Here is a 24,241-nt window from a genome sequence, read left to right as displayed (position 1 = left end):
TCGTCCGCCGATCCGCGATCGGCCGCGGGCTCCGCATGGAAGAGCCGCATCACCCGGGATGCCACGGTTGCGACCACGATGCGGGTGACCGGGAGGCGGCTGCATGAAAAAGGGTTGGTTTTCGAAAGGATCGGCCACAAGCTTTTCCGGCAGGAGTCCCGTGGCCGCTTCCCTTCCGTCCCCCGAAAGCCTCTCCGGCCTGATCGAGCGCGTCACCTTCTTCAGCGAGGAGACCGGGTTCTGCGTGCTCAAGGTGAAGGTGGCGGGCCGGAGGGACCTGGTTCCCGTGGTCGGCTCGCTTCCCTCGGTCGCGGCCGGGGAGTGGGTCACGGCTCGGGGCCGCTGGGTGCGGGAGCGGGAGCATGGGCTCCAGTTCCGGGCCGAGTCGCTCCGAACGAGCCCGCCGACCACCGTGGAAGGGATCGAACGATACTTGGGGAGCGGGATGGTCAAGGGGATCGGCCCCGTCTACGCCAAGAAGCTCGTCGAGCGGTTCGGGGAGAAGATCCTCGAGATCATCGAGAAGGAGTCGGCCCGCCTCGAGGAGGTCGACGGCATCGGCCCGACGCGGAGAGGGAGGATCAAGGAGGCCTGGAACGAGCAGAAGGCGGTCCGGGAGATCATGCTCTTCCTCCACTCCCACGGGGTGGGAACGAGCCGGGCGCTGCGGATCTACAAGACCTACGGCCCCGAGGCCGTGGAGACCGTCCGCGCCCAGCCCTACCGGCTCGCCCGGGAGATCCCGGGGATCGGCTTTCAGACTGCGGACCAGATCGCTCAGCGGGTCGGCATCGCCAGCGATTCGCTCGACCGCGCCTGTGCCGGGCTCGCCCACCTTCTCCTGGAGGCGACCGAATCGGGCCACTGCGCGCTGCCCCTCCCGCTCCTGCTCGAAGGGGCGGAGAAGCTGCTCGAGCTCCCGGAGGCGCGGTTGCGGGAGGCGCTCGGGCGATCGGCGGCGCAGGGGGAGCTGGTCCTCGAGGAGAGAGAGGGGGAGACCTGGGCCTTTCTCCCGTATCTCCAGCGGGCCGAGCAGCGGATCGCCGAGCGGATCGCCTCCCTGCTTTCCGCGCCGCCCGGCTATCCCCCGATCGACTGGACCAAGGCTCTCGCCTGGGCGCAGGAGCGGACCGGGAAGGCTCTTTCGGCGAGCCAGCAGGCGGCGCTCCAGCGGGCGCGGGAGAGCCGGATGCTCGTGGTGACCGGGGGTCCCGGGGTCGGAAAGACGACCTTCTTGCGTACCCTCCTCCTGATTTTGGCGGCCAAGGGCGTGCGCCTCCTCCTCTGTGCGCCGACGGGGCGGGCGGCCAAGCGGCTGGCGGAAGCGACGGGAAGGGAGGCCAAGACGATTCACCGGCTGCTCGAGGTCCAGCCGGGGACGGGACGCTTTGCTCGAGACGAACACCGGCCTCTCGAGTGCGATCTGCTCGTGGTCGACGAGTGCTCGATGGTCGACATCCCCCTCTTTGCGCACCTTCTCCGGGCGCTTCCCCGGGAGGCCGGCCTGCTCGTCGTGGGCGATGCCGACCAGCTCCCCTCGGTGGGGCCGGGAATGGTGCTCCGCGACCTGATCGGGAGCGGGGTGGTCCCGGTGGCCGAGCTCACCGAGGTCTTCCGGCAGGCGGCGGGGAGCCGGATCATCGCCACCGCGCACCGGATGCGGCAGGGGCTTTTGCCGGAGCGATCGCACGGAGAGGAGTCGGACTTCTATTTCGTGTTGCGGGAGGAGCCCGAGCGGATCGCCGAGGTTGTGGTGGAGATGGTGAGGAGCCGGATTCCGAAGAAGTTCGGGCTTGATCCGCTGCGTGACATCCAGGTGCTCTGCCCGATGAATCGGGGCAGCCTGGGCGTTTTCGCGCTCAATGCCCGGCTCCAGGAGGAGCTCAACCCGCTGCGACCCGGCGAGGGAGAGATCGAGCGCTTCGGCTGGCGCTTCCGTCGCCGCGACAAGGTCCTCCAGACCAAGAACAACTACCAGAAGGAGGTCTTCAACGGCGACATCGGCGAGGTCGTGGGGATCGATGCGGAGGAGCAGCTGGTGCGGGTCCGCTTCGAGGGGCGGGAGGTCGGCTACGAGTTTGGCGAGCTCGATGATCTCGCCCCCGCCTACGCGGTTACGATCCACAAGTCCCAGGGGTCGGAATTTCCCGCCGTGGTCGTGCCGCTGGCGATGCAGCAGTACCTGCTGCTCCAGCGAAACCTCGTCTACACGGCCCTGACCCGCGCCAGGCGGCTGGCCGTCCTGGTCGGGCAATGGCGGGCGCTGGCCGCGGCGATCCAGAACGACCGGATCGAGCGCCGTTTTTCCCGGCTGCTGCCGCGGCTCCGGAAGGCGTGCGGGCTTCGGGAGACCTCCTCGCTGGTCAAAGAATGAGCATCGCGTCGCCGTAGCTGTAGAAGCGGTAGCCGTCCGCGACGGCCTCCCGGTAGGCCTCCTGGATCAGGTCGAGGCCGGCAAAGGCGCAGACGAGCAGGAAGAGGCTCGACCGGGGGAGGTGGAAGTTGGTGAGGAGAGATCCCGTGCGACGAAAGGCGCAGGGGGGGCGGAGGAAGAGGTCGGTCGTCCCGCTCCGCGGCCGGAGGTCGGGGACGCTCTCGAGAACGCGGGCGACCGTCGTGCCGACGGCCACGAGCCGGCGGGCATTCTGCACCACTTCCTCGAGCCCCGCGGGGATGGCGAAGCGTTCCGGGTGGAGGCGTCCGGCCTGCCACTCCTCGGGACCGATCGGGCGAAAGGTTCCGGGGCCCACGTGGAGGGTGACGAACACGTGGGGAAGGTGGGCGAGGAGCTCCGGGGTGAAGTGGAGGCCCGCGGTCGGGGCGGCCACCGATCCCGGGCTGCGGGCGAAAACCGTCTGGTAGCGTTCCCGGTCGGAGAGCGGGGGCGGGGAGGAGCCCGAACGCCGCTTGCGGATATAGGGGGGGAGGGGCGGGCGGCCGAACCGCTCGAGCGAAAAGGGCTGCGCGAAGCGCAGGAGGCGCTCTCCGCGGGGGCCGACCCCGACCACTTCCGCTTCCAGCCGCTTTTCCCCGGGCCTTCCGGGATCGGCGACGAAGAGGAGCGACCGTCCGAGAGGGGCTCTTCGGGCGGGTTCGGCGAGTGCCTTCCAGAGAAGGGGCTCCCGCTCCTCCAGGAGGAGGAGGGAGAGAGGGGGCTCCGCGCAGGGAAGGAAGGCCGGAATCACGCGGGAATCGTTGAGCACCAGCAGGTCGCCTGGGGCGAGGAGCCCAGGGAGATCGCGGATACGGTGGTGGGCGATCGCGCCGCTCTGGCGATCGACGAGCATCAGCCTCGCATCGGCCCGGTCGGGCGTGGGGAAGAGCGCAATCCGCTCCTCGGGGAGATCGAAGGAGAACGCGGCGAGCTCCGGAACCAGACGATCGGCGGGCGTCGCAGCGGAGCGTTCCTCGGACATGCCGGGAGCCTAAGGCACGATCACGGGCTTGTCCGCTTCGAAGGAGTACCGCTCGACCTGGATCCAGCGGCCGTCCTCCTTTTCGGGAGCCTTGTGGATCTTCACCTGGTCGACGACCAGCTTGCCGTCCTTTTCCGCAAGCCAGAAGTCGATGTCGTAGATCTTTTCGGGCTCGCCCTTCTCCCGGAAGTCGGTGCAGGCGAAGTAGTCCTTGTCGGGAATGCGGCGGACCGGGTTGTGGATCTCTACGAACTCCAAGGGGATCTCCTCTCCGGTCTTCTCGTCCTTGATCCGGAGGACCCCGCCCCCTTCGCGAATCTTGTCGGCGAGGTACTCGTGGATGGCGGCCTTGACCTCCCAGGCCCGCTTGTACTCGGTGTGGCCGGGATGCTCGCTCACTGGCAACCACCACCAGGGGACCGGAAGGCGGCTCACCAGCACCCACTCGCTCCCCTCCTTCCGTGGAACCTTGTGAATCCGGATATCCATGAGGATCAGCTTCTTGCCACGCGGCTTGAACCAGAAGTCGAGCTCATAGGGCTTCGGCGGCTCGAACCCCTTTTCCCGGAAGTCGACCGCCGCGAAGTAGCCGTAGCCCGCGATCGTCCGGACGAGGCGGATCCGATCGAAGAGGAGGGGAATGGCTTGGTTTTCGACGGGATCCTGGAAGAGGAAGACGCCCTGGTGCTCTTGACTCTTCTGGTCAATGTAACGGCGGGCTTCCGTCTCGACCTCCTTTTGGGTAAAGAGCTCCTCCTCTTCCTGCGCGGTCGCCCGTCCCCCGAAGGATAGGAGAATGCCCAGGAGAAGGGAGATAAGGGAAAGACTGAGGAGGGATAAGGGTTTTGCCGCCGCCGTCATGACGAAAAATATTGTAATCACATCCAGGAATGTCAAGATTTGCGGTCTGGAAATGGGGGCGGCAGGATGAGAAGGATGGCCAGGAGGGCGTCGGCCAAGGAGAAGAAGCGGGTGCGGCGAGGGCCCGCGGCGGGGCGTAGGCTCCCGCGCCACGAGGAGGTGACCCTCTGGCTGCGCGATCAGATTGAATCGCGCTGCTACGCACACGGGGACCGGCTCCCTTCGGAAAAGGAGCTCCAGGAGCGGTTCCGGGTGAGCCGGATCACCGTGCGGCGAGCCCTCCAGACGCTCGAGGCCGACGGCTTGGTCTTTCGGCGGCAGGGAGTGGGATCTTTCGCGGCGAAGGGCCGGCTCCGACAAGGGCTGGTCCGGCTGACCGACTTTGCGGAGGACATGGTGCAGGCCGGGCTCAAGCCGAGCTCGCGCATCCTCTTTCACGGCCGGGAGGGGGCCAGCGCCCCGATCGCCAGCTGCCTGGGTCTCGCAGAAGGGGCAGCCTGCATCCGGCTCGATCGATTGCGGCTGGGGGATGGGCAGCCGATCGCGCTCGATCAGACCTGGTTGCCGACCGAGTATGGCCGAAGGCTCGAAGGGCGGGATCTGACGGAGGAGACGATCTACCGGATCCTCGGAGCCGAGCACGGGATCCCGGTCCTGCGCGGGCACTACCGGATCGAGGCGGTCGAAGCCGAGCCCGAGGTGGCCAAGGCCCTGGGGATCGGAGCGCACCAGCCCGTGCTCCGGATCAGCCGCCTTACCTATACAACGGGGAACAAGCCGATCTACTTCCAGAAGCGCTACTATCGTTCCGACCGGGTCGCCTACGAGGTGGAGCTCGAAAGGGCGAGCCGGCACGAGGGGGGGGTGGTGCCGGTGGGGATGCCGCTGCGGAGCTTTGCCCCCGTCTTTCCGCAGATGCACGAGAGAGGCAGTGGGAGCCAGGGCGGACCCGAGGGGGGCGGAGGGGGCAGGGAGGGATGACGGTTGCGGGCCGCTGGATGGCGGTAGTGCGGATCGCGGTCGGCCTCCTCTTCTTGGAGAGCGGGATTCACAAGCTGAGCTGGGGCGAACGCGCAGCCGGGCTGCCGATTCCCGCCCTTTCCGAGCGCTGGCAGCAGTCGTTGCCGCGGCGGCTCCTGGAGTTCGCCGAGAAGAATCCTCTGTCCTGGTATCGCTCCTTTCTCTACCACGTGGGGATTCCCCACGCGCGGCTCTTCGCCTCCCTGGTGGCTTGGGGAGAGCTCCTGATCGGCCTCTCGCTCGGGATCGGTCTCCTGACCCGCTTTGCGTCCTTCGCCGGCGCCTTCCTGACGGGCAACTACTTCCTGGCCAATTTCTGGATGGGCCTCTGCCAGCGAAACCTGGATCTTTTGCTCCTGATCCTTTTCCTGGTGCTCGGATGCGCCGACGCGGGCCGTTCTTGGGGCCTGGACGGACGGCTCTTCCGGTCCAAGAAGCCGGGCGTTTCTGCCTGAGCCCGCCGCTGCGGATCAGGCCGGCGTTCCCGGCTTTGCCGCCGCCGCTTCCTCGTGGAACTGGTCGGGGGAGGGCAGAGGGCCGCGCGGTCGGGTCCGGGCCCAGTACTGGCTGAAGCTCTCCTCGGGGAGACGATCTCGGGCGAAGGCCGCCAGGTAGCTGCGGACCAGCTCGGGAATCTCCTCGAAGCCGACACTCCGTCTTTCCAGGCCGGCGAGGCGGTCTCCGGCGACGCTCCCGCCCGCATAGAAGGCATATTTGCCCGGAGAGCGGCCGACGAAGGAGAGGTCGGCGTTGTAGGGCCGGGAGCAGCCGTTGGGGCAACCACTCATCCGGATCAGGATGGGCTCCTCCCGCAAGCCAAGCTCCTCCAGGCTCCGATCGATCTGCTCCATCATGGAGGGAAAGACCCGCTCGCTCTCCGCGAGCGCAAGCCCGCAGGTCGGCAGGGCGACGCAGGCATGGCAGATGGCGCGCGTCGCCGTCCTTGGGGGAGCGGTGGAGACTCCGTGCTTGGCGAAAAGCTCCTCGAGCTGAGCCTTTCGCTCCCGCCCGACATCGGCCAGAAAGAGGTTTCCGTTGGCCGTCAGCCGGATGGGGAGGCCCAGATCGATCGCGGCCTGCCGGAGTGCCTGGCGGAGCCGCGGCCCTTCTTCCCGGTCGAGGATGCGGCCGTTCTGAACGAAGAGCCCGAGAAAGAGCTTGCCGTCTCCCTGCTCGTGCCAGCCCAGGGGATCGGCGACCGTGGTAAAGGAAAACGGGCGGGGCGGCTCCGGAGCGAAGGAGAGGCGCGAGGCGACCTCTTGGCGCAGCCAGTCGATCCCCCGATCGAGCAGAAGATACTTGAGCCGGGAGCGCTTCCGGTCTTCCCGGTTCCCGTAGTCCCGCTGGGCGGTGACCACCGCGACCGCCGCTTCCCGCACCCGCTCCTTGGGAACGTAGAAGAGGGCTTCGGCCAGGTGGGGCTGCGTCTGGCGGAGGCCGTGCGTCATCCCATGGCCGCCGCCGACCAGGAGCGTATAGCCCTCCACTTCTTGGCCGCTCGCGTGGGCGACGAGGCCGAGGTCGTTGGAGAAGACATCCACGTCGTTGCGCGGGGGAAGGGCGATCGCGATCTTGAACTTCCGGGGAAGATAGGTCGCTCCGTAGATCGGCTCATCCTCCGCGGGGCCGCCGTCTCCGAGCGGGAGCGGCTCCCCGTCGATCCAGACCTCGCTGTAGGCTCGGCTGCGGGAAAGGAAGATCTGGCTGAGCTCCGCGGCGAGCTCCTGGAGCTCCCGGTGGATCGAACCCGCGGCCGGAACGGGCGTGGCCAGGGTGTTCCGCACCACGTCGCCGCAAGCGCCCCAGGTGAGGATCCCCGAGGAGATGATCTCCGCGACGGCTCGGCGAAGGTCGAGCTTCCGAACACCGTGGAGCTGGATCCCCTGACGGGTCGTGATCCGCAGGGTGCCATTGCCGACCGTCTCTGCCAGCCGATCGAGCGCAAGGTACTGCGCGGCGCTCAGCCGTCCGCCCGGGGTCTTGGTCCGGATCATGAAGATCCAGTCCTTGTCGAGGCCCGCCTTCCGCCGCTCGGCCCTCCGGTCCCGATCGTCCTGCTGGTAGCTGCCGTGAAACTTGAGAATCTGCGCATCGGTATCAGAGAAGTGGGGGGAAGTGGCGTCGCGGAGCCCTGCGGCGAGGGTCCCGCGTAGTTGGCGGCTCTCTTCCTTGATCTGTTCGACCGGGCTTGAGGACATATGTACATTACTCCATAGAGTTAGTATATAATGCAACAAGAAACCGCGGCTTTGGAAGTTCCGGGCTTCCGGGGCGCTGCCTCAATACTCAGGTTCGTTGCCGGTCTTCCATTTGATGCTACAGCCGATGCTCGGTCGCTGCTCGGCGGGAGCCGGCTTCCCCGCGAGGACCGCATCGATGGCCGCCCGGAGGTCGGCCCCTGTGACGGGCATTGGATGCCCTGGCCGGCTCGCATCGTACTGGCCGCGGTAGGCCAGGCGCTGATCCCGATCGAAGAGGAAGAAATCCGGAGTGCAGGCCGCCCGATAGGCCTTGGCGACCGCCTGGGTTTCGTCGAAGAGGTAGGGGAAGGTGTAGCCGACCTCCTTGGCGACCTCGGCCATCCGCTCGGGCGAGTCATCGGGGTAGCGGACCGGATCGTTGGCGCTGATCCCCACCGCCGCAAGCCCTCGGCGCTGATAGTCGGCGATCAGCTTCGCGAGATGATGTTGCAGATGTTTCACATAGGGGCAGTGGTTGCAAAGGAAGATCACGAGCAGCGCCGGAGCTCCGGCGAAGTCGGAAAGCGAGACCCGCTTCCCGGAAGGGTCCGGAAGCGAGAAGGGAGGGGCTTGGGTTCCCAGCGGGGTCATCAAGGATGTGGCGGCCATGGGGAAATTGTAGGAGGCGAGCCCAGGCGGACAAACCTTTTTCGAATCGATTCCCGAAGGCGGTTTTCCTTGCCGGCCTTTCCGTCTTGGGGATAGCCTTGTTGCCAGGATGGCAATGGGGGCAATCAAGGGGAGCATCCGATGAGCACCGAAGGAAAAAAAGAGGGCGAGGTCATCTCTCTTCGCCGCTATCCCGTCAAGTCGATGGGAGGTGAGGAGCTCACCGCGGTCCGAGTGGGCTCGCAGGGAGTGGTCGGCGACCGCCACTTCGCCTTCCGGGACGCCGAAACCGGAAAGATCGTCAGCGCCAAGTATCCGGCGAAGTGGGGCAAGATCTTCAGCCTGCCGGTTTCCTGGGTTCGCTCCCCGGAGGAGTCGAAGGAGCCGGTCGTCCGCTTCCAGCTTCCGGGAGGGGAGTGGCGGCGGAGCGATGATCCGTCGGCGGCCGAGCCGCTGGGCGCTCTCTTCGGCCGGAAGGTCTCCTTGCTCTCCTCCGCCCTGGACACGGTCAGCCTCGAGGAGTACTGGCCCGATATCGAAGGGCTCGCCCACCGCGAGGCGACGACCGACGAGAAGATGCCCCCGGGGACCTTCTTCGACGCAGCCCCGATCCATCTCGTCACGACCGCCACCCTCCGAACGCTGCGGGAGCTCTATCCCGAGGGCCTTTTCGAGGCGCGCCGGTTCCGGCCCAACTTCGTGATCGCCCTGCCGGAGGGGGAGCGTGGCTTCGTCGAGAATGGGTGGGTCGGGAAGCGGCTCCGGATCGGCGACTCGCTTCGGCTGGAGATCACGATGGGCTGCGGTCGCTGTGTCATGACGACCCTTCCGCAGGGGGATCTTCCCCAAGATCCGGGCATTCTCCGGACGGCGGCGCGCCACAACCACGCCGAGGTCGGGGTCTACGCGAAGGTCCTCTCCGAAGGCTGGGTCTGGAGGGGCGCTCCGGTTCAGCTGGAGGAGAGCTGAGCCAGAAGGCCTGAACCAAAAATCAGGGGCCACCGGATTCCCGGTTGTCGGCCCCTGGCCCGTTCCCGTTCCGGGTCTTCTGGCTGTCTAGGCGCGGATGCACCCCGTGCACCAAAAAAACCGCTTGCCCACAAATGCCCCTGCTTGCTAAGAGCGGGCATCATGAAAAAATTGCTGTTGCTTCCTGTCTTCTCTCTATTCCTGTTCGCCGTCGGAACGCCGCTGCACGCTGAGTCGGCCTACCTGGCCAAGAAGAAGCCCGCGTGCTCCTGCGCCGATCAGTGCGCGAAGAAGAAGGAGTGCGCGGTCCACAAGCACAAGGACTGCGACTGTTCCTGATCGGAGTGATTCTAGATTGCTTGAGCGTGGGCTGGGCAAGCCGGCCCACGCGCTCCCTGGATCGAACGGGGACCCGGATCCCGCACCGCTCGCGCTGAGCACCAGAGGTCCTCCGCTCTTCTCGCTCGGGAAGCGTAAGCCTTCCCGGCGAGGTTTTTCTCTTCCCTCTTCCTCGTTGGACGCCTCGTTGAGGCTCCAGTGCAATCGACGGCTGCAAGGACAATGCCCTTGCTTCGCCCCGGATCCGCGAATCCGCCTGTTATGAGAAATTGTCTCGTTCCAGGATAGGTTTTCTCCGAAATACAGCTATATTGTCTCACCAAGCGAGGCGATTCGTGCGGAAAATGGGTGAGCCATGATCGTAAAGTTTTCGGTGGAGAACTGGAAGTCCTTCCGCAACCAGGCGACGCTTTCGATGGTTGCCAGCCGGGAACGCCAGCATGGAGAACGGGTTCCAAAACTGACGAAGTACCGGACAAGGGTTCTCCCGATTGCGGTGCTCTACGGGGGCAATGCATCGGGAAAGAGCAACTTCTTCGAAGCTCTCCGCTTTGCCGAGCGGTTAGTGGTGGAAGGCACACGACCGGACCAAGAGATTCCCGTGGAGCCGTTTCGCCTCGATCCCAACCAGGAAAGGCAACCGTCGCGCTTTTGCTTCGAGCTTCTGATCGACGAAACGATCTATGAGCTGAGCTTTGCGGTGACCAGCGACAAGGTGCTGGAGGAGAAGCTCGTCAAGATTGGTGCAACGACGGAGACGGTCCTCTACGACCGGCGGGATAGGAAGATCGACTTTTACCCGCCGCTAACGCTAAAGGAAAAAGAGAAAGATCGCTTCCTCGACTTCGCATTTCGGGGAACTCGGGACAACCAGCTCTTCCTCACCAACTCCGTCTCCCAGAAGGTGGAGCATTTCCGGCCAGTCTATGACTGGTTCGCCAAGCAGCTGACCCTCGTTGGACCCGAAACCGGGTTTACGGGATGGGGCAAGTACTTCGACGGAGAGGATCCCCGCTTGTCGATCCTGGAGGAGTGGCTATCGCGGCTCGACACGGGGATCGCCCGCCTGGAATGGGAGGAGGAAGAGTTCCAAAGCTATCCAATGGCCCCTGAATTCAAGCGGATGGTAGAAGAAAAAGCGAAAGGGGGGGAGACGGTTCGATTGCCGGATCGCACCCTGGTGAGCTTCGAAGGGGGCAAGTTCGTGGCCAAGAGATTGGTCACCTACCATCCCAGGGCGGATGGCAACGAGGTGAAGTTCAAGCTGATGGAGGAGTCGGCCGGATCGCAGCGGGTCGTCGACCTTTTGCCGGCATTTCTGGATCTCTCGGGCGAAGGCTCCCGGAGGGTCTTTGTGATCGATGAGCTCGACCGGAGCTTGCATCCCTTGCTTACCCGGAGGCTGCTCGAAGCCTATCTGGGCAGCTGCTCGACCCAGAGCCGGGCGCAGCTCCTCCTGACGACCCATGACCTGCTGCTCATGGATCAGGAGCTCCTCCGTCGCGATGAGATCTGGGTGACCGAGAGAGACGGCTCCGGAGCCTCGGACCTTTTCTCCTTCAGCGAGTATGAGGATGTCCGGTATGACAAGGACATCCGCAAGAGCTACCTCCAGGGGCGATTGGGAGGGATCCCCCGGATCCTCTGGTGCGGAGCTTTGGCGAGCCGTTCTCTCTCCGCGGAGCAGGAAGGAGAAGAGAAAGGGAAGGATGGGCTCTAAGAGGCGCAGCTTCCGCCCACCCCAGGGAAAACGGCGCTACCGCAAGCTTTATGTCATTGCCACGGAAGGGGCCAAGACCGAGCCGGACTATTTCTCCCTCGCCCTCTTTAGGAATCGGCAACTGGAGTATTATCTGAAGCTGCTCCCACCCGGTCGCCGAAGCTCGCCAGCTCAGGTGCTGGAGCGGATGAGCAATCATCTACGGAAAGAAGCATTGCAGGACTCCGACGAAGCGTGGCTGGTGGTCGATCACGATCAGCGGAGCGATGAAGAGTTGGCTCCGCTGTTTCAATGGACCAAAGAGGCTTGTCATTACTGTGTCGCCCTCAGCAATCCCAACTTTGAGTATTGGCTCCTGCTCCACTTCGAGGACGGAGAGGCTAAGGATTGCCTGCGGCGACTAAAAAAGCATCTTCCCGGCTACGACAAAGGAATCCGCGCCTCGGCGTTCAGCGAAGAACAAATCCGCGACGCGGTCAACCGGGCGAAGAAGCGGAATTCTCCGCCCTGCACAGACTGGCCCCGGATCCCTGGCTCAACCGTCTACCTGCTCGTCGAAAAGCTCCTGCCGCCCCTTGCCACATAACGAAACGCGATCGGATCATAAGAAAGGATTATTTCCATCATCACCGTTTAAGCGCTTACGTTTGATAAGAGGTCGTCCCGGATGGGAGAGCGGCCTTTTCTGCGAAATGATGATGAAGAGGAAAAAAGAAGATGAAGATCCTGTGCGTTCTCTACGATGATCCGGTGAAGGGATATCCCCCTTCCTATGCCCGGGATTCGATCCCGGTGATCGAGCGCTACCCGGATGGGCAGACGGTCCCCAATCCCGAGCGAATCGACTTTCGGCCCGGCGAGCTCCTGGGCAGCGTTTCCGGGGAGCTGGGCCTGCGGCGCTTTCTCGAGGAGCGGGGACACACCCTCGTCGTGATCTCCGACAAGGAAGGTCCGAAGTCGCGCTTCGAGCAGGAGCTGCCGGATAGCGACGTGGTGATTTCGCAGCCCTTCTGGCCGGCCTACCTGACCCGCGAGCGGATCGCCAAGGCGCCGAAGCTCAAGCTGGCGATCACCGCCGGCATCGGATCGGATCATGTCGACCTGAAAGCGGCGACCGAGCGGAACATCACGGTGGCGGAGGTGACCTACTGCAACAGCATCAGCGTGGCCGAGCATGTGGTCATGATGATCCTCTCCCTCGTCCGAAACTATCTCCCCTCCCATGACTGGGCGCGGCGGGGAGGGTGGAACATCGCCGACTGCGTGGAGCGGGCCTACGACCTCGAAGGGATGCAAGTAGGAACCGTGGCGGCGGGCCGGATCGGCCTTGCCGTCTTGCGGCGGCTCAAGCCGTTCGATGTCGGCCTCCATTACACCGATCGGCATCGCCTGCCTTCGGAGGTCGAGGCGGAGCTGGGCCTCACCTACCATCCCGACTCGGCCTCGATGGTCCCGCACTGCGATGTCGTCACGATCAACTGTCCCCTCCATCCCGAGACCGAGCATCTCTTCAATGAGGCGCTCTTGGCCAAGATGAAGCGGGGTACTTACCTGGTGAACACGGCCCGCGCGAAGATCTGTGACCGGGACGCGATCGTCCGGGCCCTGGAAAGTGGCCAGCTCGCCGGCTATGCCGGGGATGTCTGGTTCCCGCAGCCGGCTCCCAAGGATCATCCCTGGAGGACGATGCCCCATGAGGGGATGACTCCCCACATCTCGGGAACGACCCTCTCGGCCCAGGCGCGCTATGCGGCGGGAGTCCGGGAGATCCTCGAGTGCTGGTTCGCGGGCAAGCCGATCCGCAAGGAGTACTTGATCGTCGAAGGGGGCAGGCTGGCCGGCGTGGGTGCCCACTCGTACAGCGTCTAGCCGCCTTTCGGAGCCGGGATGCCGCCGCGGACCATCCTGCCGGGGCTTTGCTCGAGCAGGGCCAGGAACGCGGCGGCGCCGGCGGAGCGTTGCGCCAGAGGGGGGGCGAGGATGGCGAGGCTCCACCAGAGCCCCTCGGGAGGGTTGATCCGCAGCGCGGCTAGCCCGGGATCCTCCTCCGGCAGCACGCTGGTCGCAATGAAGCCGATCCCGAGCCCGGCCCGGGCGGCCTCGATGACTCCCTGAGCACTCGGCAGCTCGACATGGCCCGGAGGCGCGATCCGCAGCGCGCTGAAGGCTCTCTCGACCGCTCGGCGGACACCGGAATCGGCTTCCCGCCAGAGAACCTTCTCCCCTGGCAGGTGACCGAGCGCCACCCCCTTGGGAAAGTCGCGCGCGAGGCGGCTCTCCCGAGGGGTCACGAGCAGAATCTCTTCCTCGATCCAAGGCTTGCGGACGTAATCGGGCGGAGGGCGCCCCTCCAGCGGCTCCTCGACGAAGACGAGGTCAAAATCCTCTGCACGCCCGACGATCTCTCGGGAGGATCCGGTCTCGATCTCGACCCGGATGCCCGGATAGCGATCCTGAAAAGCGACCAAAGGGCAGGGGAGGTAGTAGCTCCCGATCGTGACGGTCAGGGCGATCCGGAGCCGGCCTTCGATCCGCTTTTGCAGCCTCCAGGCGAATTCTCGGGCGGCGGCGACCCCTTCGGCCACGCGGAGGGCATGCTTCCGGAGCTCCTCCCCAGCGGGGGTGAGATGGACATGGCCCTGCTCGAAATGGCAGAGGGGATCTCCGACCGCCTCCCGCAGGCGGCGCAGCTGTGCCGAGACCGCCGCTTGAACGACATGGAGGCGCCGGGCGGCCAGGCTTACGCTGCCGAGCTCGGCCACCAGCGCGAAGGTCACGAGGTGGCTCGGTTGGAGATCGGGGAGGTCGGAGGCTTCCCCACCGGAGCCCGCGCCCGGGCCGCGCCCGTCCCGGCCATGCGAATCGGGGATGGTGTCCACGGAAGATGACATCGTATCTCTCCCCTCTCCCTTTGCCAAGGCAACCGAAAGCCTCGAAGGAGGGCGGGCTGCCCAATCCGCAGCTTGCTCGAGCGAACGGGCGCCGAAGGACTCATGACCAGAGCATCGGCCATTCACCCGAAAAATGGATTGTACGGATCCGCGAGTACAATCTAGCCTAGCAAAAGCAACGTGAAGTTGCGTAGGGAAGGAACCAGCACCAATGATGAACGAAACGAGCTGTCCATTTCACCACACCGCCGCTGCAGGCGGGGTCAAGACGAGCGAGGACTGGTGGCCCAACCGAATCCATCTCAAGGTCCTTCGTCAGAACTCGCCGCTCTCGAACCCGATGGGTCCCGACTTCGATTACGCGAAGGAATTCCGCAGCCTCGACCTCGATGCGGTGAAGCGGGAGCTGCATGCGCTGATGACCGACTCGCAGGAGTGGTGGCCGGCCGACTTCGGCCATTACGGCCCGCTCTTCATCCGGATGGCCTGGCATAGCGCGGGCACCTATCGCGTGGGCGATGGCCGGGGAGGAGCCGGGAGCGGGCAGCAGCGCTTTGCCCCGCTCAACAGCTGGCCCGACAACGTGCTCCTCGACAAGGCGCGCCGGCTCCTCTGGCCAATCAAGCAGAAGCATGGGCGCAAGATCTCCTGGGCCGACCTGATCATCCTCGCCGGCAACGTGGCGCTCGAGTCGATGGGCCTCAAGACCTTCGGCTTTGGCGGCGGGCGGGTCGATTCCTGGGAGCCCGACGAGTCGATCTACTGGGGGTCGGAAGGCAAGTGGCTCGAGGACAAGCGCTACTCGGGCAAGCGCGACCTCGAGCGGCCTCTGGCTGCGGTGCAGATGGGCCTCATCTACGTCAATCCGGAAGGCCCCAATGGCAATCCGGACCCCGTGGCGGCGGCGGTCGACATCCGCGAGACCTTCGCCCGGATGGCGATGAACGACGAGGAGACGGTAGCCTTGATCGCCGGCGGCCACACCTTCGGCAAGGCGCACGGAGCCGGTCCCGCTTCGTTCGTGGGCCCCGAGCCAGAGGCGGCGGGCATCGCCGAGCAGGGCCTCGGCTGGCGCAGCACCTTCCGCAGCGGCAAGGGAGGCGATGCGATCGGCAGCGGCTTGGAAGTCGTCTGGAGCAGGACGCCGACGCGGTGGAGCAACGATTTCTTCCGGTTTCTCTTCGAGTACGAGTGGGAGCTGATCAAGAGCCCTGCGGGCGCCTGGCAGTGGGTGGCCAAGGATGCCCCCGAGATCGTGCCCGATCCGTTCGACTCCGGCAAAAAGCGCCGCCCGACCATGCTGACCACCGATCTCTCGCTCCGCTTCGACCCGGCCTACGAGAAGATCTCACGCAGCTACTACGAGCATCCGGATCTCTTTGCCGACGCCTTCGCCCGCGCCTGGTTCAAGCTCGTCCACCGGGACATGGGCCCGCGCGCCCGTTACCTCGGCCCCGAGGTTCCGAAGGAGGATCTTCTCTGGCAGGACCCGATCCCCGCCGTCGATCATCCCCTCATCGAAGCGGATGATGTCGCGGCGCTCAAGGCCAAGGTTCTGGCATCGGGGTTGACGGTCCCGGAGCTCGTCTCGACCGCCTGGGGATCGGCCTCTACCTTCCGCGGCTCGGACAAGCGGGGCGGGGCCAACGGTGCCCGGATCCGCCTGAGCCCGCAGAAGGATTGGCCAGCGAACGAGCCCTCCCAGCTCGCCAGGGTGCTCGCGCGGCTCGAGGGGATCCGGGAGGAGTTCAACGCACGAGCCGACGGCGGCAAGAGGGTGTCGATGGCCGACCTGATCGTGCTCGCGGGCTGCGCTGGGGTGGAGCAGGCGGCGAGGAACGGAGGACGCTCGGTGACCGTGCCCTTCGTCCCGGGTCGTACCGATGCTTCGGCGGAGCAGACCGACGTGGAGTCGTTCGCCGTGCTCGAGCCCTGGGCCGACGGCTTTCGGAACTTCCGCAAGGAGGAGTGCAGCGTGCCCGCCGAAGCTCTTCTGGTCGACAAGGCGCAGCTCCTGATGCTCAGCGCACCGGAGATGACGGTGCTCGTTGGCGGCATGCGCGCCATGGATGCCAACGTCGGCCGGAGCCGACACGGGGTCTTCACGGATCGACCGGGGGCGCTCTCCAACGACTTTTTCGTCCATCTGCTCGACATGGGCACCGAGTGGAAGGCCGTGGACGAGCGAGAGGAGCTCTTCGAGGGAAGGGACCGGAAGACCGGGGCGCTCCGGTGGACCGCCACCCGGGTCGACCTGATCTTCGGCTCCAACTCGGAGCTGCGCGCGCTGGCCGAGGTTTACGGGAGTGCCGATGCGCAAGGGAAGTTCGTGGAGGACTTCATCGCCGCCTGGAACAAGGTGATGAACCTCGACCGCTTCGACCTGGCGCGGGCTTGAGGGCGCGAGGGCGACCCGCAGGAATCCGGAAGCCTTGGCTCGCCTCCGGCTAAGCTCGAGGCACCGTCAAGGCTGCGTATTGGCCTTCTCTGTGCCCGCTTTGCCTTTCCCGATCTGTACCGTATTGGCCTGGAGCTTGTCGCCCGCCTTGCGGGCATGGATCACGACGCGCTCCCCGGGAAGGAGATCGGCGACCGTAGCGCGTTCCTTTGTCTTCCCCTTGGAAATTTGCGAACGGTCGGTCAGCTCGACCGGGACCGACTTGCCCTCCCGCGACTTGACCGTGAGCACGTTCCCTTCCACGGAAGCGACCTCCCCGATGACATGGATCTCATTGCCATGCGCAAAGGTCGAAAGCGCACTGAAACTGAAGAGCAAGCAGGAAAGCAGAGCTCCAACCCCGCTACGCATCGTATTCCCTCCGATTTTCAAATTTTCCGCCCTCTGGCCTCGCTTCCCCGACGTTGCGGAAAGCAGACCTCGATCACCAGCCTATCGGCTCCCAGGCGCTCGTTCAAGGAGAGCTTTTGTCCTCTCCTTCCAGGAAGTGCTCCTCCTCCTGCTCCTCGGCCCGCTCCTTCGGCCCCTTCGGGTTGAGCTGCTCCATCTGGAGCTCCTCTTCGCGGGTGAGCTTGGGCAGGTGGCGGAGAAAGAGGACGAGCTTCCAGCTCTCCGCATCGTGGCCGTTTTCCCCCCAGGCGGGCATTCCCGTGAGCCGGATGCCGTTATGGATGATGTAGTAGAGCTCTCCGTCGGTGAGGCGCTGGGTTTCGGGCTTCCGCATGTCCGGGGGCCGCGGGTAGAGGTTCTTGCCCATCTCGGTCTCCCCGCTTCCGTTGTTTGCGTGGCACTGGGCGCAATGGTCGGCGTAGTGCTCCATCCCCTGCTGGAGCCAGTCGCGGCTCGGCGGAAAGGGATTCTGCTGAAGGCGCGCCTCCTCGGGGATCGAGAGCCGGTAGATCCGTTTGGCGACGAAGGCTTCCCAGGCAGGAGGCGCTTCGCGGGAGCCGAACCCCTGGCGGATGGAGAGAACGACCCCAACCAGGGTCAGCACGCCAATGAGGGCGAGTCCGCCGATCAGCAGAAAACCGAAGCTCCGCAGCATCACGATCCCCATCCGTTCACGGGACAAGGCCCGGTGGCCTCCCCGCAACGTGGGGCGTAGAGCGGCACGACCTGCCGGCTTGCTCGCCTCCCGTGGCGGGCGGAGCACAAGCATGGAGCGAATGCGGCCCCGCAGTCGAGGCAACAAATTGGCAAAATGGGAAAGAGACCGCGGCTCGACAACCGGTGCGCGGGGACCCGAGGAAGCGCCCTTTTGCCCGCCTTCGTGTGCAAAGGTGGGAAATCCGGTCGGAGCAGGCGCTTGGCAAATTCTGCAAGACTCGGAGAAAAAGGAGGATCGCAGCCCGAAGGGCATGGTATAAGGACGATCCGCAGCAGAAGCCCGCCACCAAAGTGGATCATGGAAATGGACACGACGCCTGAGCTGACCGGGCCGCTCCCGCCGGGCGCCTACCTGCGCCGCTGTGCGGGCGAGCCCTACCGGATCCTCTTTCCCTTGGGCACGGTCCTCGGGTTCCTGGGGGTCGTCGTCTGGCCTCTGGCGTCCCTGGGATGGGCTCCCTGTGCGCCGGCCCAGAGCCATCCCCGGCTGATGATCGAAGGCTTCGTCGGCTCCTTTCTCCTCGGCTTCCTCGGGACCTCCCTGCCGCGCCTTCTCGGGATCAAGCCGCTCAGCGGAAACCTGCTCCTTCTCCTCTCCGTCAGCCTCTTGACCGGCGGCATACTCCAGCTTCTGGGAGGGCAGTGGGCGGGCGACCTGCTCTTTAGCTTTGCTCTTCTCCTGCCCCTGGTTTTTTTTACCTTGCGCTTTCGACACCGCAAGGACAATGCGCCTCCCAGCTTCATTCTCGTCCTGCTAGGAGTGGTGGGAGCGGTGGTGGGCGCCTTCCTGCAAGCGGAGAAGACGGCCGGAAGCCGAATGAGCCCTCTGGTTCAGCAGCTCAGCTCGCTTCTGCTCTTTCAGGGGCTGCCCCTCCTTCCGCTGCTCGGGTTGGCTGCGTTCTTCCTCCCGCGGCTCTACGAAAGCGAGAGTGCGGAGGCTCCGCCGGCGGTAGGCCATCCCTCCGGAAAAGGGAGCGGGTCTGCTCTTGTGGCCACGGGAGCGGGAGTGCTGATCCTCGCCAGCTTCTTTCTCGAGGCGAGCGGCCAGCGGCTCCTGGGGGGGCTGCTCAAGGTGGCTACGTCCGCCGGCTATCTGGCGCTAACCTTGCCCGCCTCCCCGGAGCTCTTGGCCCGGGGTACCGTTGCAGCCGCTTCCCGTCTCGCTCTTGCGTTCTCGCTCCTGGGGTTGCTGCTCGCCTCCTTCCTCGCTCCGGCCGGCTCTCTCCACCTCTTCTTCCTCGGCGGGATCGGGCTGATGATCCTCTCGGTGGGCGCTCGGGTCGTCTACGGCCTGAGCGGGAGAGGCTTCCTGCTTCGCTTCCGCTTCATTCCTTTCGAGTTTGCCATCGGCGGAGTGATGGTGGCGATGATCCTGAGGATCGGGGCCGACCACCTCTCCAGCTGGCGGTCCCCACTCCTTTCCCTTTCGGCCCTTCTCTGGATGGGAGCCCTGGCCCTCTGGGCGGTTGTCGTGCTCCCCTTCGTCCTTTGCCCGCAGGCCGAGGAGCGGGATGAGCCTCAGGCAGGCGAGCCGACGGCGAAGAGCGAGCCGGAATAGCGGGCGGGTGGCGGGGACTTTCTGCCGGGAAGCGGCGGATGCCGCCATTCGGGCTTGCGCGGTCTCTTGGCCAAGCTATGCTCGGACGCATGAAGGAAGGCTGGCGGCCCCCGGCCTCTTCCTGGTGGGTCGCCGGGATTCTCCTCCTGCTCCTCGGCCTTATTTCCGGCAATCGTCCTGTTGCCTGCCGGGCTGCGGAGGGCGGAGTCCCCGACATCAGCCGGGAGCCTACCGACCTCCCCGGTCCTCTGCCCCGACGCGCCCCCAAGCTCGTCAAGATTGAGCTAGTGGCCCGGGAACTCGAGGGGCGGCTGAGCGACGCGGCTACCTTCCACTACTGGACGTTCAATGGGAAGGTTCCGGGTCCCTTCCTGCGTGTCCGGGTGGGCGACACGGTCGAAGTTCGCCTCCGCAACGACCCGAGCAGCCGGATGGTCCACTCCGTCGACCTCCATGCGGCGTGGGGGTATTCGGGTGGGGCGATGCTCAGCCAGACCATTCCAGGCGGGGAGAGGGGATTTACCTTTCGCGCGCTCAACCCGGGCCTCTACCTCTACCACTGCGGGACGCCTGTGATCGCCCAGCACATTGCCAACGGAATGTACGGCCTGATCCTCGTGGAGCCGCCCGGGGGACTTCCGAAGGTGGACAAGGAGTTCTATTTCATGGAGGGGGAGATCTACACGTCCGGCCCCTTCGGCGCAGCCGGCCCCCAGGAGCCGGACCTCGCGAAGGTCCTCGAGAGAAAGCCCGATTACTACGTCTTCAACGGCTCGGTCGGCTCTCTGATTCGCCACCCCCTGCAAGCCCGCGTCGGCCAGGCTGTCCGGATCTTCTTCGGGAACGCGGGCCCCAACGATTCCTCCAACCTTCACGCCCTCGGCGCGATCTTCGAACGGATCTACGAGGATGGAAGCCTGGCGACTCCCCCCATGGAGAATAGCTGCTCGATTTTCGTCCCGGCCGGGGGCGCGGGATTCGTCGAGTTCGTTCCGAGGGTTCCTGGAAGCTATCCGCTCGTCGACCACTTTTTCGCCAAGCAGGAGAGAGGCCTGGGAGGGAGCCTCGTGGTCGAGGGCCCCCTCGATCCCTCGATCATCCACGAAGGAAAGGCCCGGTAGAGGGATGGGGCGGAGGCAACGGGCGGCGCTCTGGCTGGCGGTCCTCGCTTCCATCCTTGCGGGCGTTGCCTTTGAGGCCCGGGCGGGGAGCGTGCGCTGGGTGGCCGAAAAGGAGCCCTTTTCCGGTCCAGTCATTACCGTGGGCCCGCCAGCCAGCTCCTTCGAGAAACATGAGGGAGTCTCCTTCTATGGGGCCGCGCCCTCCTTCCGCTGGAAGGTCCTGGGAAGGCTCTACTACCAGGGGCAAACCGAGGCCTGGGCGTCCCCGTTGGGACGAGGCCGCCTCTGCGCGATGGCCAAGGAGCATGGCTGCGACACCCTGGTGTTGATCAACCGGAACCTCACCTATCTCGGCAGCGCGGGCAACCCGAGGGACATTCCGCTCTCCTCCGGGATGCGCGGCTGGCGCCCGATGGAGGAGTTCGGTCCGGCAAAGCCCCATTACCGGGTTGACGCCTTCTTCCTCGCCGGGCGGAGGGAACGATAGTTGCGGAATCTTCCTCAGCGCGGGGAAGGGGTCGATTCGGTGCTCGGAGCCAGGAAGAGGTAGATGGCCCGGTAGGGAATGCGAACGGTCTGGCCCGCTCGGGAAGGTGGCGTTACGGGCGCGGCACCGCCCAGGGTGTCGATCCGGAGGACATGGGTCACGGAGGCCAGGACCCCGGCGGTTCCGGTGCTATGGACCGAGATCACCAGCCAAGGGACGTCCGCCGGGGCGCGGCCGGGCGCTTGGGCCAGCGGAGGGACCGATCCCTCGATCCGGCTTCCATCCGCCGCTTCCCAGCATGGGCCGCGAAAATGGCGGCCCACCTTGGTTCCTGCCGCATCATGGAGGGTTGCTTCCGGCTCCTGGAAGACCCAGCGGAGCGGGGCCGGGGAGCCTGTCGACGCCTGCGCCTTGTAAATCTGAAATCCGGTCGCGTGGGCCACCCAGACGAGCCGGGCGGAGGCCGGAAGCGGAAGGCCCGGCGCTGGCGAGAGGTTCTCCGCCAAGAGAGGGAGGGCGAACAGGAGGGAGCAAAAGCAGCCGGCAAGGAGCCAATGCGGTCTTGTGAATGTCATGTCCTCCTCTCGCGTGGGCGATTCTTCCGAAGCATGAGGGAAGCGAAAGAGGCCCGCGCTGTCAAGTCCTTCCCCAGGCTTGGTCTTTATGGCCACAGGATGGCCACAGCCGGCAGGTGGGAACCGAGCGACCGTCCGCCTCGAAACGCTTCGGGCCCGATCGCCGCAAATCAGCGGCCTCCCGGAAGATGGGAAGCGTTTACAACTTTTTCTTTGTAAGATAAAGAGTTGTGTTACAGTGATAACCAAGTCCTTCCTTTCCAAGCGGAAGGGAGAGATACCAACCACTCAATGGAGGGAGAAAGAATGAAAAGAATGACGCTACTCGTGGCTGCGATTGCGCTCCTGGGCATCGGATCGGGCGTCCGTCCTCTCAACGCGCAAGAGCATCACGGGGCCTCGATGGAGCTCCATCACATGCATCTGGTGATCAACCATGCGGTGCAAATGGCGGCCGAGGGCAGCAGCCTCGCCATGCTCGGTGAGATGAACATGGCTCCCGGCATCGACGAGCAGGCCGTCGAGCATGGAAAAGGGATGATTCGAGAAGGGAAGGGGCTTGTAAAGAGCGTGTTACAGAGCAAGGCGATGACGGAGCTCCACGAAAAGGGAGCGGGGGAAAGCAAGGAGATGACCTACACCCATAAGTTAGCGGAGGCGGCGCTGGCCTACATTGATCGGCTGGAGGAAATGCACTCGATCAAATGATGGCGACGGTTGGGGGAGGGAGAGAAGGGGCGTCGAGCGCCTTGCCGATCACCGTCGGCGCTCGAGCCCTTTCCCTTCCGGCAGCCGCCGTAAAATGGGAAGGGAAGGGCGGGATTGTCCGAATGCAGAGCAGGCTTCGGCGCGGAACCATCGAGTCCGCAGCTGGATTGGGAAAGGCGGAGGTCCACCCTCTCACGGCTGCGGATGCTTTGCGGTGAGCTCCGAGAGTTCTTGCTCGGCCGCCTTCAGGTTGTCCTGGTCGAGCGTGTCCATCTGGTGGCGGCAGTAGAGCATGCAGCGGAGCACGACGACTTGGCGCATCAAGCTTCGAGTCAACGCCAACTTCTTCTGCCAAGTCTGGAATTCCGGCGCGGAGGCGGCGTTTTCCGCGAGTGCGGTCCCATGAGCGGGAAAGTGGGCCTCTCCGGGCAGAGCCTCAAAAAGAATGATCGTGGGGGGATGAAAGAGGGGATGGAAGTGCTTCCCATCATCGATCAGGTGAGCTTCCCAACGCGCCGCGATGCGGGACTGCTCCGGCTCCGGGACGACCATCAGCCCTTCGATCTTTTCTCCAGGATAGAGATCTTTCCCGATCAGGGCCCGGATCTCGGCTTCCGGAGAGGCGCCGGATGCGGGAGGTGGGCCAGCAGCCGCCTGCGTCCAGGAAGCGGCCCCACTCAGGCAGAGGATCGCAAGGAGCATTCTCGCCCGCCCCAGACGGAACCGTCTTAGCACCGGGCAATCACCAAGCGCGCTGGCCATAGGGCCTCCTTTTGCTCTGCCCTCCCCATTGCTCTACAACGCAATATAAGCCTAGCCCGGCCCGGCGCAATACCCACTCGCACTTCGTCCCGCCGGGCCCGAGGCTCGGGGAGCGTTGAGATCCTCCCCGGCGTAAAGTCCGGAGATTCCTACGGCGCTCAATCCGGGCTTGCACCGGAATGAGCCGCTTCGGCGGGCGGCTGCGGGCGACTCGGTGCCGCCCACTTCACAGGCGATCCGGGCGTGTCCCACCCTTAGGGCATGGATCGCGCCGACCACGTCGGCGTTTTCCTCAAAACCGCACTCCACACACTCGAACCGGGCTTGCGTCTGCCGATGGGCTGCCGACACATGGCCGCAACACGGACAGGTCCGGCTCGTGTTCCGCGGCGGCACGACAGGGAGCCAGCCGCCTCTCCACTCCATCTTGTACTCCAGCTGCCGCCGGAACTCGGACCATCCCTGGTCGAGAATCGACTTGTTCAGGCCAGACTTGGCCCGAACATTCCTTCCTGGATTCTCAACCGTGCCAGACGCCGACTGGGACATGTTCCCCACCTGCAGGTCCTCCATGAACACGATCGCGTGGTTCTTGCTGATCGTGGTCGTAGCCTTGTGCAGGTAGTCGCGCCGAGCGTTGCCAATGCAACAAGGAATCCTCTCAACTCGTGCTCTCGCCTTCTTCCAGTGATTGCTGCATTTCACCTTGCGGCTCATCGACTGCTGCGCTTTGCGCAACGCCGCCTCATGCCGCCTGAAACTCTTGAGCGGCGCATAGAACGTGCCATCCGAAAGTGTCGCGAAACGGGCGATGCCCATGTCGATGCCGACCCCCTCACCCCGCGGGATGGGCTGCGCCACTTCCCGCTCGGTCTGGATGCTCGCACGCCACCTGCCGCCCGACAGGCTCACCGTGACGCTCTTCCCTTCTCCCAACACGCCCCGGCTGTTGCGATCGCGCAACCAGCCGAGCTTCGGCAGAAAGACGCGGCTGTTGTCCTGGTCGAGCTTGATCTGCTTCGGATCGGGATAGCGGAAGCTCGCGGACCAGCCCTTCTTCTTGAAGCGCGGGAAGTCGGCGCGTTTGGCGAAGAAGTTGGCATAGGCCCGCTCCAGATCCTTGAGCGTCTGTTGCAAGGGATGAACAGGCGCATCGGCCAGCCATGCCGCGACACCCCCGCTCGGCAACGGAGATCCGTTGCGCCAGCCGGTAAGCAGCTTGCAGAGCCCGGCGTAGCCAAGCCTCTTCCCACCCTGCTCCTGACGCCTCTTCTGCAACGCCAGCGCCTCGTTGAATACGAAGCGGCATGCTCCGGCAAAACGACGCATCCGCCGCTCCTGGCGGCCATCCGGCCTGAGCTCAAACTTGAACGCTTGGAGCCGCCGCATTGTGCTCAATC

Annotated in this window: 24 protein-coding genes; 14 read left to right on the top strand and 10 right to left on the bottom strand. The window is 65.0% G+C overall.

What is annotated here, in order from left to right:
- The first annotated feature begins 103 nt into the window (after nucleotides 1-103).
- The gene (locus tag MacB4_RS04040) at nucleotides 104-2,374 is read left to right on the top strand and encodes an ATP-dependent RecD-like DNA helicase (RefSeq protein ID WP_206864560.1); all 2,271 of its coding nucleotides are present in this window, start codon (nucleotides 104-106) and stop codon (nucleotides 2,372-2,374) included.
- On the opposite strand, the gene queA is transcribed toward MacB4_RS04040, so the two are convergent.
- Both queA and MacB4_RS04030 read right to left on the bottom strand, forming a co-directional pair.
- Nucleotides 2,364-3,416 (bottom strand): tRNA preQ1(34) S-adenosylmethionine ribosyltransferase-isomerase QueA, encoded by a 1,053-nt coding sequence (queA, locus tag MacB4_RS04035; RefSeq protein ID WP_206864559.1) that lies wholly within the window; start codon nucleotides 3,414-3,416, stop codon nucleotides 2,364-2,366. The two genes, MacB4_RS04040 and queA, sit on opposite strands and share 11 nt — an antisense overlap.
- A gap of 9 nt (nucleotides 3,417-3,425) precedes the next feature.
- The gene (locus tag MacB4_RS04030; RefSeq protein ID WP_242529322.1) at nucleotides 3,426-4,298 is read right to left on the bottom strand and encodes a hypothetical protein; all 873 of its coding nucleotides are present in this window, start codon (nucleotides 4,296-4,298) and stop codon (nucleotides 3,426-3,428) included.
- An 8-nt stretch (nucleotides 4,299-4,306) separates the two neighbouring features.
- On the opposite strand from MacB4_RS04030, the gene MacB4_RS11370 reads away from it, so the two are divergent.
- From MacB4_RS11370 to MacB4_RS04020, 3 genes are read left to right on the top strand one after another with little or no spacing between them, the layout of a single operon-like run.
- The gene (locus tag MacB4_RS11370) at nucleotides 4,307-4,417 is read left to right on the top strand and encodes a hypothetical protein (protein WP_370569403.1); all 111 of its coding nucleotides are present in this window, start codon (nucleotides 4,307-4,309) and stop codon (nucleotides 4,415-4,417) included.
- The gene (locus MacB4_RS04025; protein ID WP_370569402.1) at nucleotides 4,389-5,258 is read left to right on the top strand and encodes a GntR family transcriptional regulator; all 870 of its coding nucleotides are present in this window, start codon (nucleotides 4,389-4,391) and stop codon (nucleotides 5,256-5,258) included. The genes MacB4_RS11370 and MacB4_RS04025 overlap by 29 nt, the downstream gene beginning before the upstream one ends.
- Nucleotides 5,255-5,752 (top strand): DoxX family protein, encoded by a 498-nt coding sequence (locus MacB4_RS04020; RefSeq protein ID WP_206864557.1) that lies wholly within the window; start codon nucleotides 5,255-5,257, stop codon nucleotides 5,750-5,752. The genes MacB4_RS04025 and MacB4_RS04020 overlap by 4 nt, the downstream gene beginning before the upstream one ends.
- Before the next feature lie 15 nt (nucleotides 5,753-5,767).
- Here the strand turns inward: MacB4_RS04020 and MacB4_RS04015 are convergent, their stop codons facing one another.
- Both MacB4_RS04015 and MacB4_RS04010 read right to left on the bottom strand, forming a co-directional pair.
- Nucleotides 5,768-7,495 (bottom strand): NADPH-dependent assimilatory sulfite reductase hemoprotein subunit, encoded by a 1,728-nt coding sequence (locus tag MacB4_RS04015; protein WP_206864556.1) that lies wholly within the window; start codon nucleotides 7,493-7,495, stop codon nucleotides 5,768-5,770.
- A gap of 81 nt (nucleotides 7,496-7,576) precedes the next feature.
- Entirely contained in the window at nucleotides 7,577-8,146 is a 570-nt protein-coding gene (locus MacB4_RS04010) for a thioredoxin family protein (RefSeq protein WP_206864555.1), read from the bottom strand.
- Between the two features lie 141 nt (nucleotides 8,147-8,287).
- Here MacB4_RS04010 and MacB4_RS04005 point away from each other — a divergent pair, with 141 nt between their 5' ends.
- The 5 genes from MacB4_RS04005 to MacB4_RS03985 all read left to right on the top strand — a co-directional run bounded on the left by MacB4_RS04005 (nucleotide 8,288) and on the right by MacB4_RS03985 (nucleotide 13,043).
- Nucleotides 8,288-9,115, top strand: a complete 828-nt coding sequence (locus tag MacB4_RS04005) for an MOSC domain-containing protein (protein WP_206864554.1) — start codon at nucleotides 8,288-8,290, stop codon at nucleotides 9,113-9,115.
- A 162-nt stretch (nucleotides 9,116-9,277) separates the two neighbouring features.
- Complete coding sequence (locus MacB4_RS04000) at nucleotides 9,278-9,454, top strand: hypothetical protein (RefSeq protein WP_206864553.1); 177 nt, start codon at nucleotides 9,278-9,280, stop codon at nucleotides 9,452-9,454.
- Between the two features lie 355 nt (nucleotides 9,455-9,809).
- Nucleotides 9,810-11,174, top strand: coding sequence for an ATP/GTP-binding protein (locus MacB4_RS03995; protein ID WP_206864552.1), 1,365 nt, complete (start codon nucleotides 9,810-9,812; stop codon nucleotides 11,172-11,174).
- Entirely contained in the window at nucleotides 11,164-11,760 is a 597-nt protein-coding gene (locus MacB4_RS03990) for an RloB family protein (RefSeq protein WP_206864551.1), read from the top strand. The genes MacB4_RS03995 and MacB4_RS03990 overlap by 11 nt, the downstream gene beginning before the upstream one ends.
- A 131-nt stretch (nucleotides 11,761-11,891) precedes the next feature.
- Nucleotides 11,892-13,043, top strand: coding sequence for an NAD-dependent formate dehydrogenase (locus MacB4_RS03985; protein ID WP_206864550.1), 1,152 nt, complete (start codon nucleotides 11,892-11,894; stop codon nucleotides 13,041-13,043).
- Here the strand turns inward: MacB4_RS03985 and MacB4_RS03980 are convergent.
- Complete coding sequence (locus tag MacB4_RS03980; protein WP_206864549.1) at nucleotides 13,040-14,065, bottom strand: LysR family transcriptional regulator; 1,026 nt, start codon at nucleotides 14,063-14,065, stop codon at nucleotides 13,040-13,042. The two genes, MacB4_RS03985 and MacB4_RS03980, sit on opposite strands and share 4 nt — an antisense overlap.
- A gap of 211 nt (nucleotides 14,066-14,276) precedes the next feature.
- Here MacB4_RS03980 and katG point away from each other — a divergent pair, with 211 nt between their 5' ends.
- Nucleotides 14,277-16,463, top strand: a complete 2,187-nt coding sequence (katG, locus tag MacB4_RS03975) for a catalase/peroxidase HPI (RefSeq protein WP_206864548.1) — start codon at nucleotides 14,277-14,279, stop codon at nucleotides 16,461-16,463.
- Nucleotides 16,464-16,529: 66 nt separating this feature from the next.
- On the opposite strand, the gene MacB4_RS03970 is transcribed toward katG, so the two are convergent.
- Together MacB4_RS03970 and MacB4_RS03965 are read right to left on the bottom strand one after the other, a co-directional pair.
- On the bottom strand, nucleotides 16,530-16,874 hold the full coding sequence (locus MacB4_RS03970) for a hypothetical protein (protein ID WP_206864547.1): 345 nt from the start codon (nucleotides 16,872-16,874) through the stop codon (nucleotides 16,530-16,532).
- Nucleotides 16,875-16,977: 103 nt separating this feature from the next.
- Nucleotides 16,978-17,595: a c-type cytochrome gene (locus MacB4_RS03965; protein WP_242529321.1), complete on the bottom strand. Its 618-nt coding sequence runs from the start codon at nucleotides 17,593-17,595 to the stop codon at nucleotides 16,978-16,980.
- Nucleotides 17,596-17,928: 333 nt separating this feature from the next.
- Here MacB4_RS03965 and MacB4_RS03960 point away from each other — a divergent pair, with 333 nt between their 5' ends.
- The 3 genes from MacB4_RS03960 (at nucleotide 17,929) to MacB4_RS03950 (ending at nucleotide 20,796) form a co-directional block, all read left to right on the top strand.
- Complete coding sequence (locus tag MacB4_RS03960; protein WP_206864546.1) at nucleotides 17,929-19,188, top strand: NnrS family protein; 1,260 nt, start codon at nucleotides 17,929-17,931, stop codon at nucleotides 19,186-19,188.
- Nucleotides 19,189-19,277: 89 nt separating this feature from the next.
- Nucleotides 19,278-20,309 carry a multicopper oxidase domain-containing protein gene (locus tag MacB4_RS03955; protein WP_242529320.1) on the top strand — a complete coding sequence of 344 codons (1,032 nt, stop codon included), beginning with the start codon at nucleotides 19,278-19,280 and terminating at the stop codon, nucleotides 20,307-20,309.
- Nucleotides 20,310-20,313: 4 nt separating this feature from the next.
- Nucleotides 20,314-20,796, top strand: coding sequence for a hypothetical protein (locus tag MacB4_RS03950; protein WP_206864544.1), 483 nt, complete (start codon nucleotides 20,314-20,316; stop codon nucleotides 20,794-20,796).
- 14 nt (nucleotides 20,797-20,810) lie between these two features.
- Here MacB4_RS03950 and MacB4_RS03945 read toward each other — a convergent pair whose 3' ends face one another.
- Nucleotides 20,811-21,371, bottom strand: coding sequence for a DUF3455 domain-containing protein (locus MacB4_RS03945; RefSeq protein WP_206864543.1), 561 nt, complete (start codon nucleotides 21,369-21,371; stop codon nucleotides 20,811-20,813).
- A 306-nt stretch (nucleotides 21,372-21,677) separates the two neighbouring features.
- Between MacB4_RS03945 and MacB4_RS03940 the strand changes: the two genes are divergently transcribed.
- Nucleotides 21,678-22,079: a hypothetical protein gene (locus MacB4_RS03940; protein WP_206864542.1), complete on the top strand. Its 402-nt coding sequence runs from the start codon at nucleotides 21,678-21,680 to the stop codon at nucleotides 22,077-22,079.
- 192 nt (nucleotides 22,080-22,271) lie between these two features.
- Here MacB4_RS03940 and MacB4_RS03935 read toward each other — a convergent pair whose 3' ends face one another.
- Both MacB4_RS03935 and MacB4_RS03930 read right to left on the bottom strand, forming a co-directional pair.
- Entirely contained in the window at nucleotides 22,272-22,841 is a 570-nt protein-coding gene (locus MacB4_RS03935; protein WP_206864541.1) for a hypothetical protein, read from the bottom strand.
- A 51-nt stretch (nucleotides 22,842-22,892) separates the two neighbouring features.
- Nucleotides 22,893-24,230, bottom strand: a complete 1,338-nt coding sequence (locus tag MacB4_RS03930) for a transposase (protein WP_242529319.1) — start codon at nucleotides 24,228-24,230, stop codon at nucleotides 22,893-22,895.
- Nucleotides 24,231-24,241: the final 11 nt, after the last annotated feature.

It is taken from the genome of Methylacidimicrobium sp. B4 (assembly GCF_017310545.1).
Classification (GTDB): Bacteria; Verrucomicrobiota; Verrucomicrobiia; order Methylacidiphilales; family Methylacidiphilaceae; genus Methylacidimicrobium.
The sequence above is the reverse complement of the archived record's forward strand: the minus strand, read 5'-3'. Positions and strand labels throughout refer to the sequence as shown.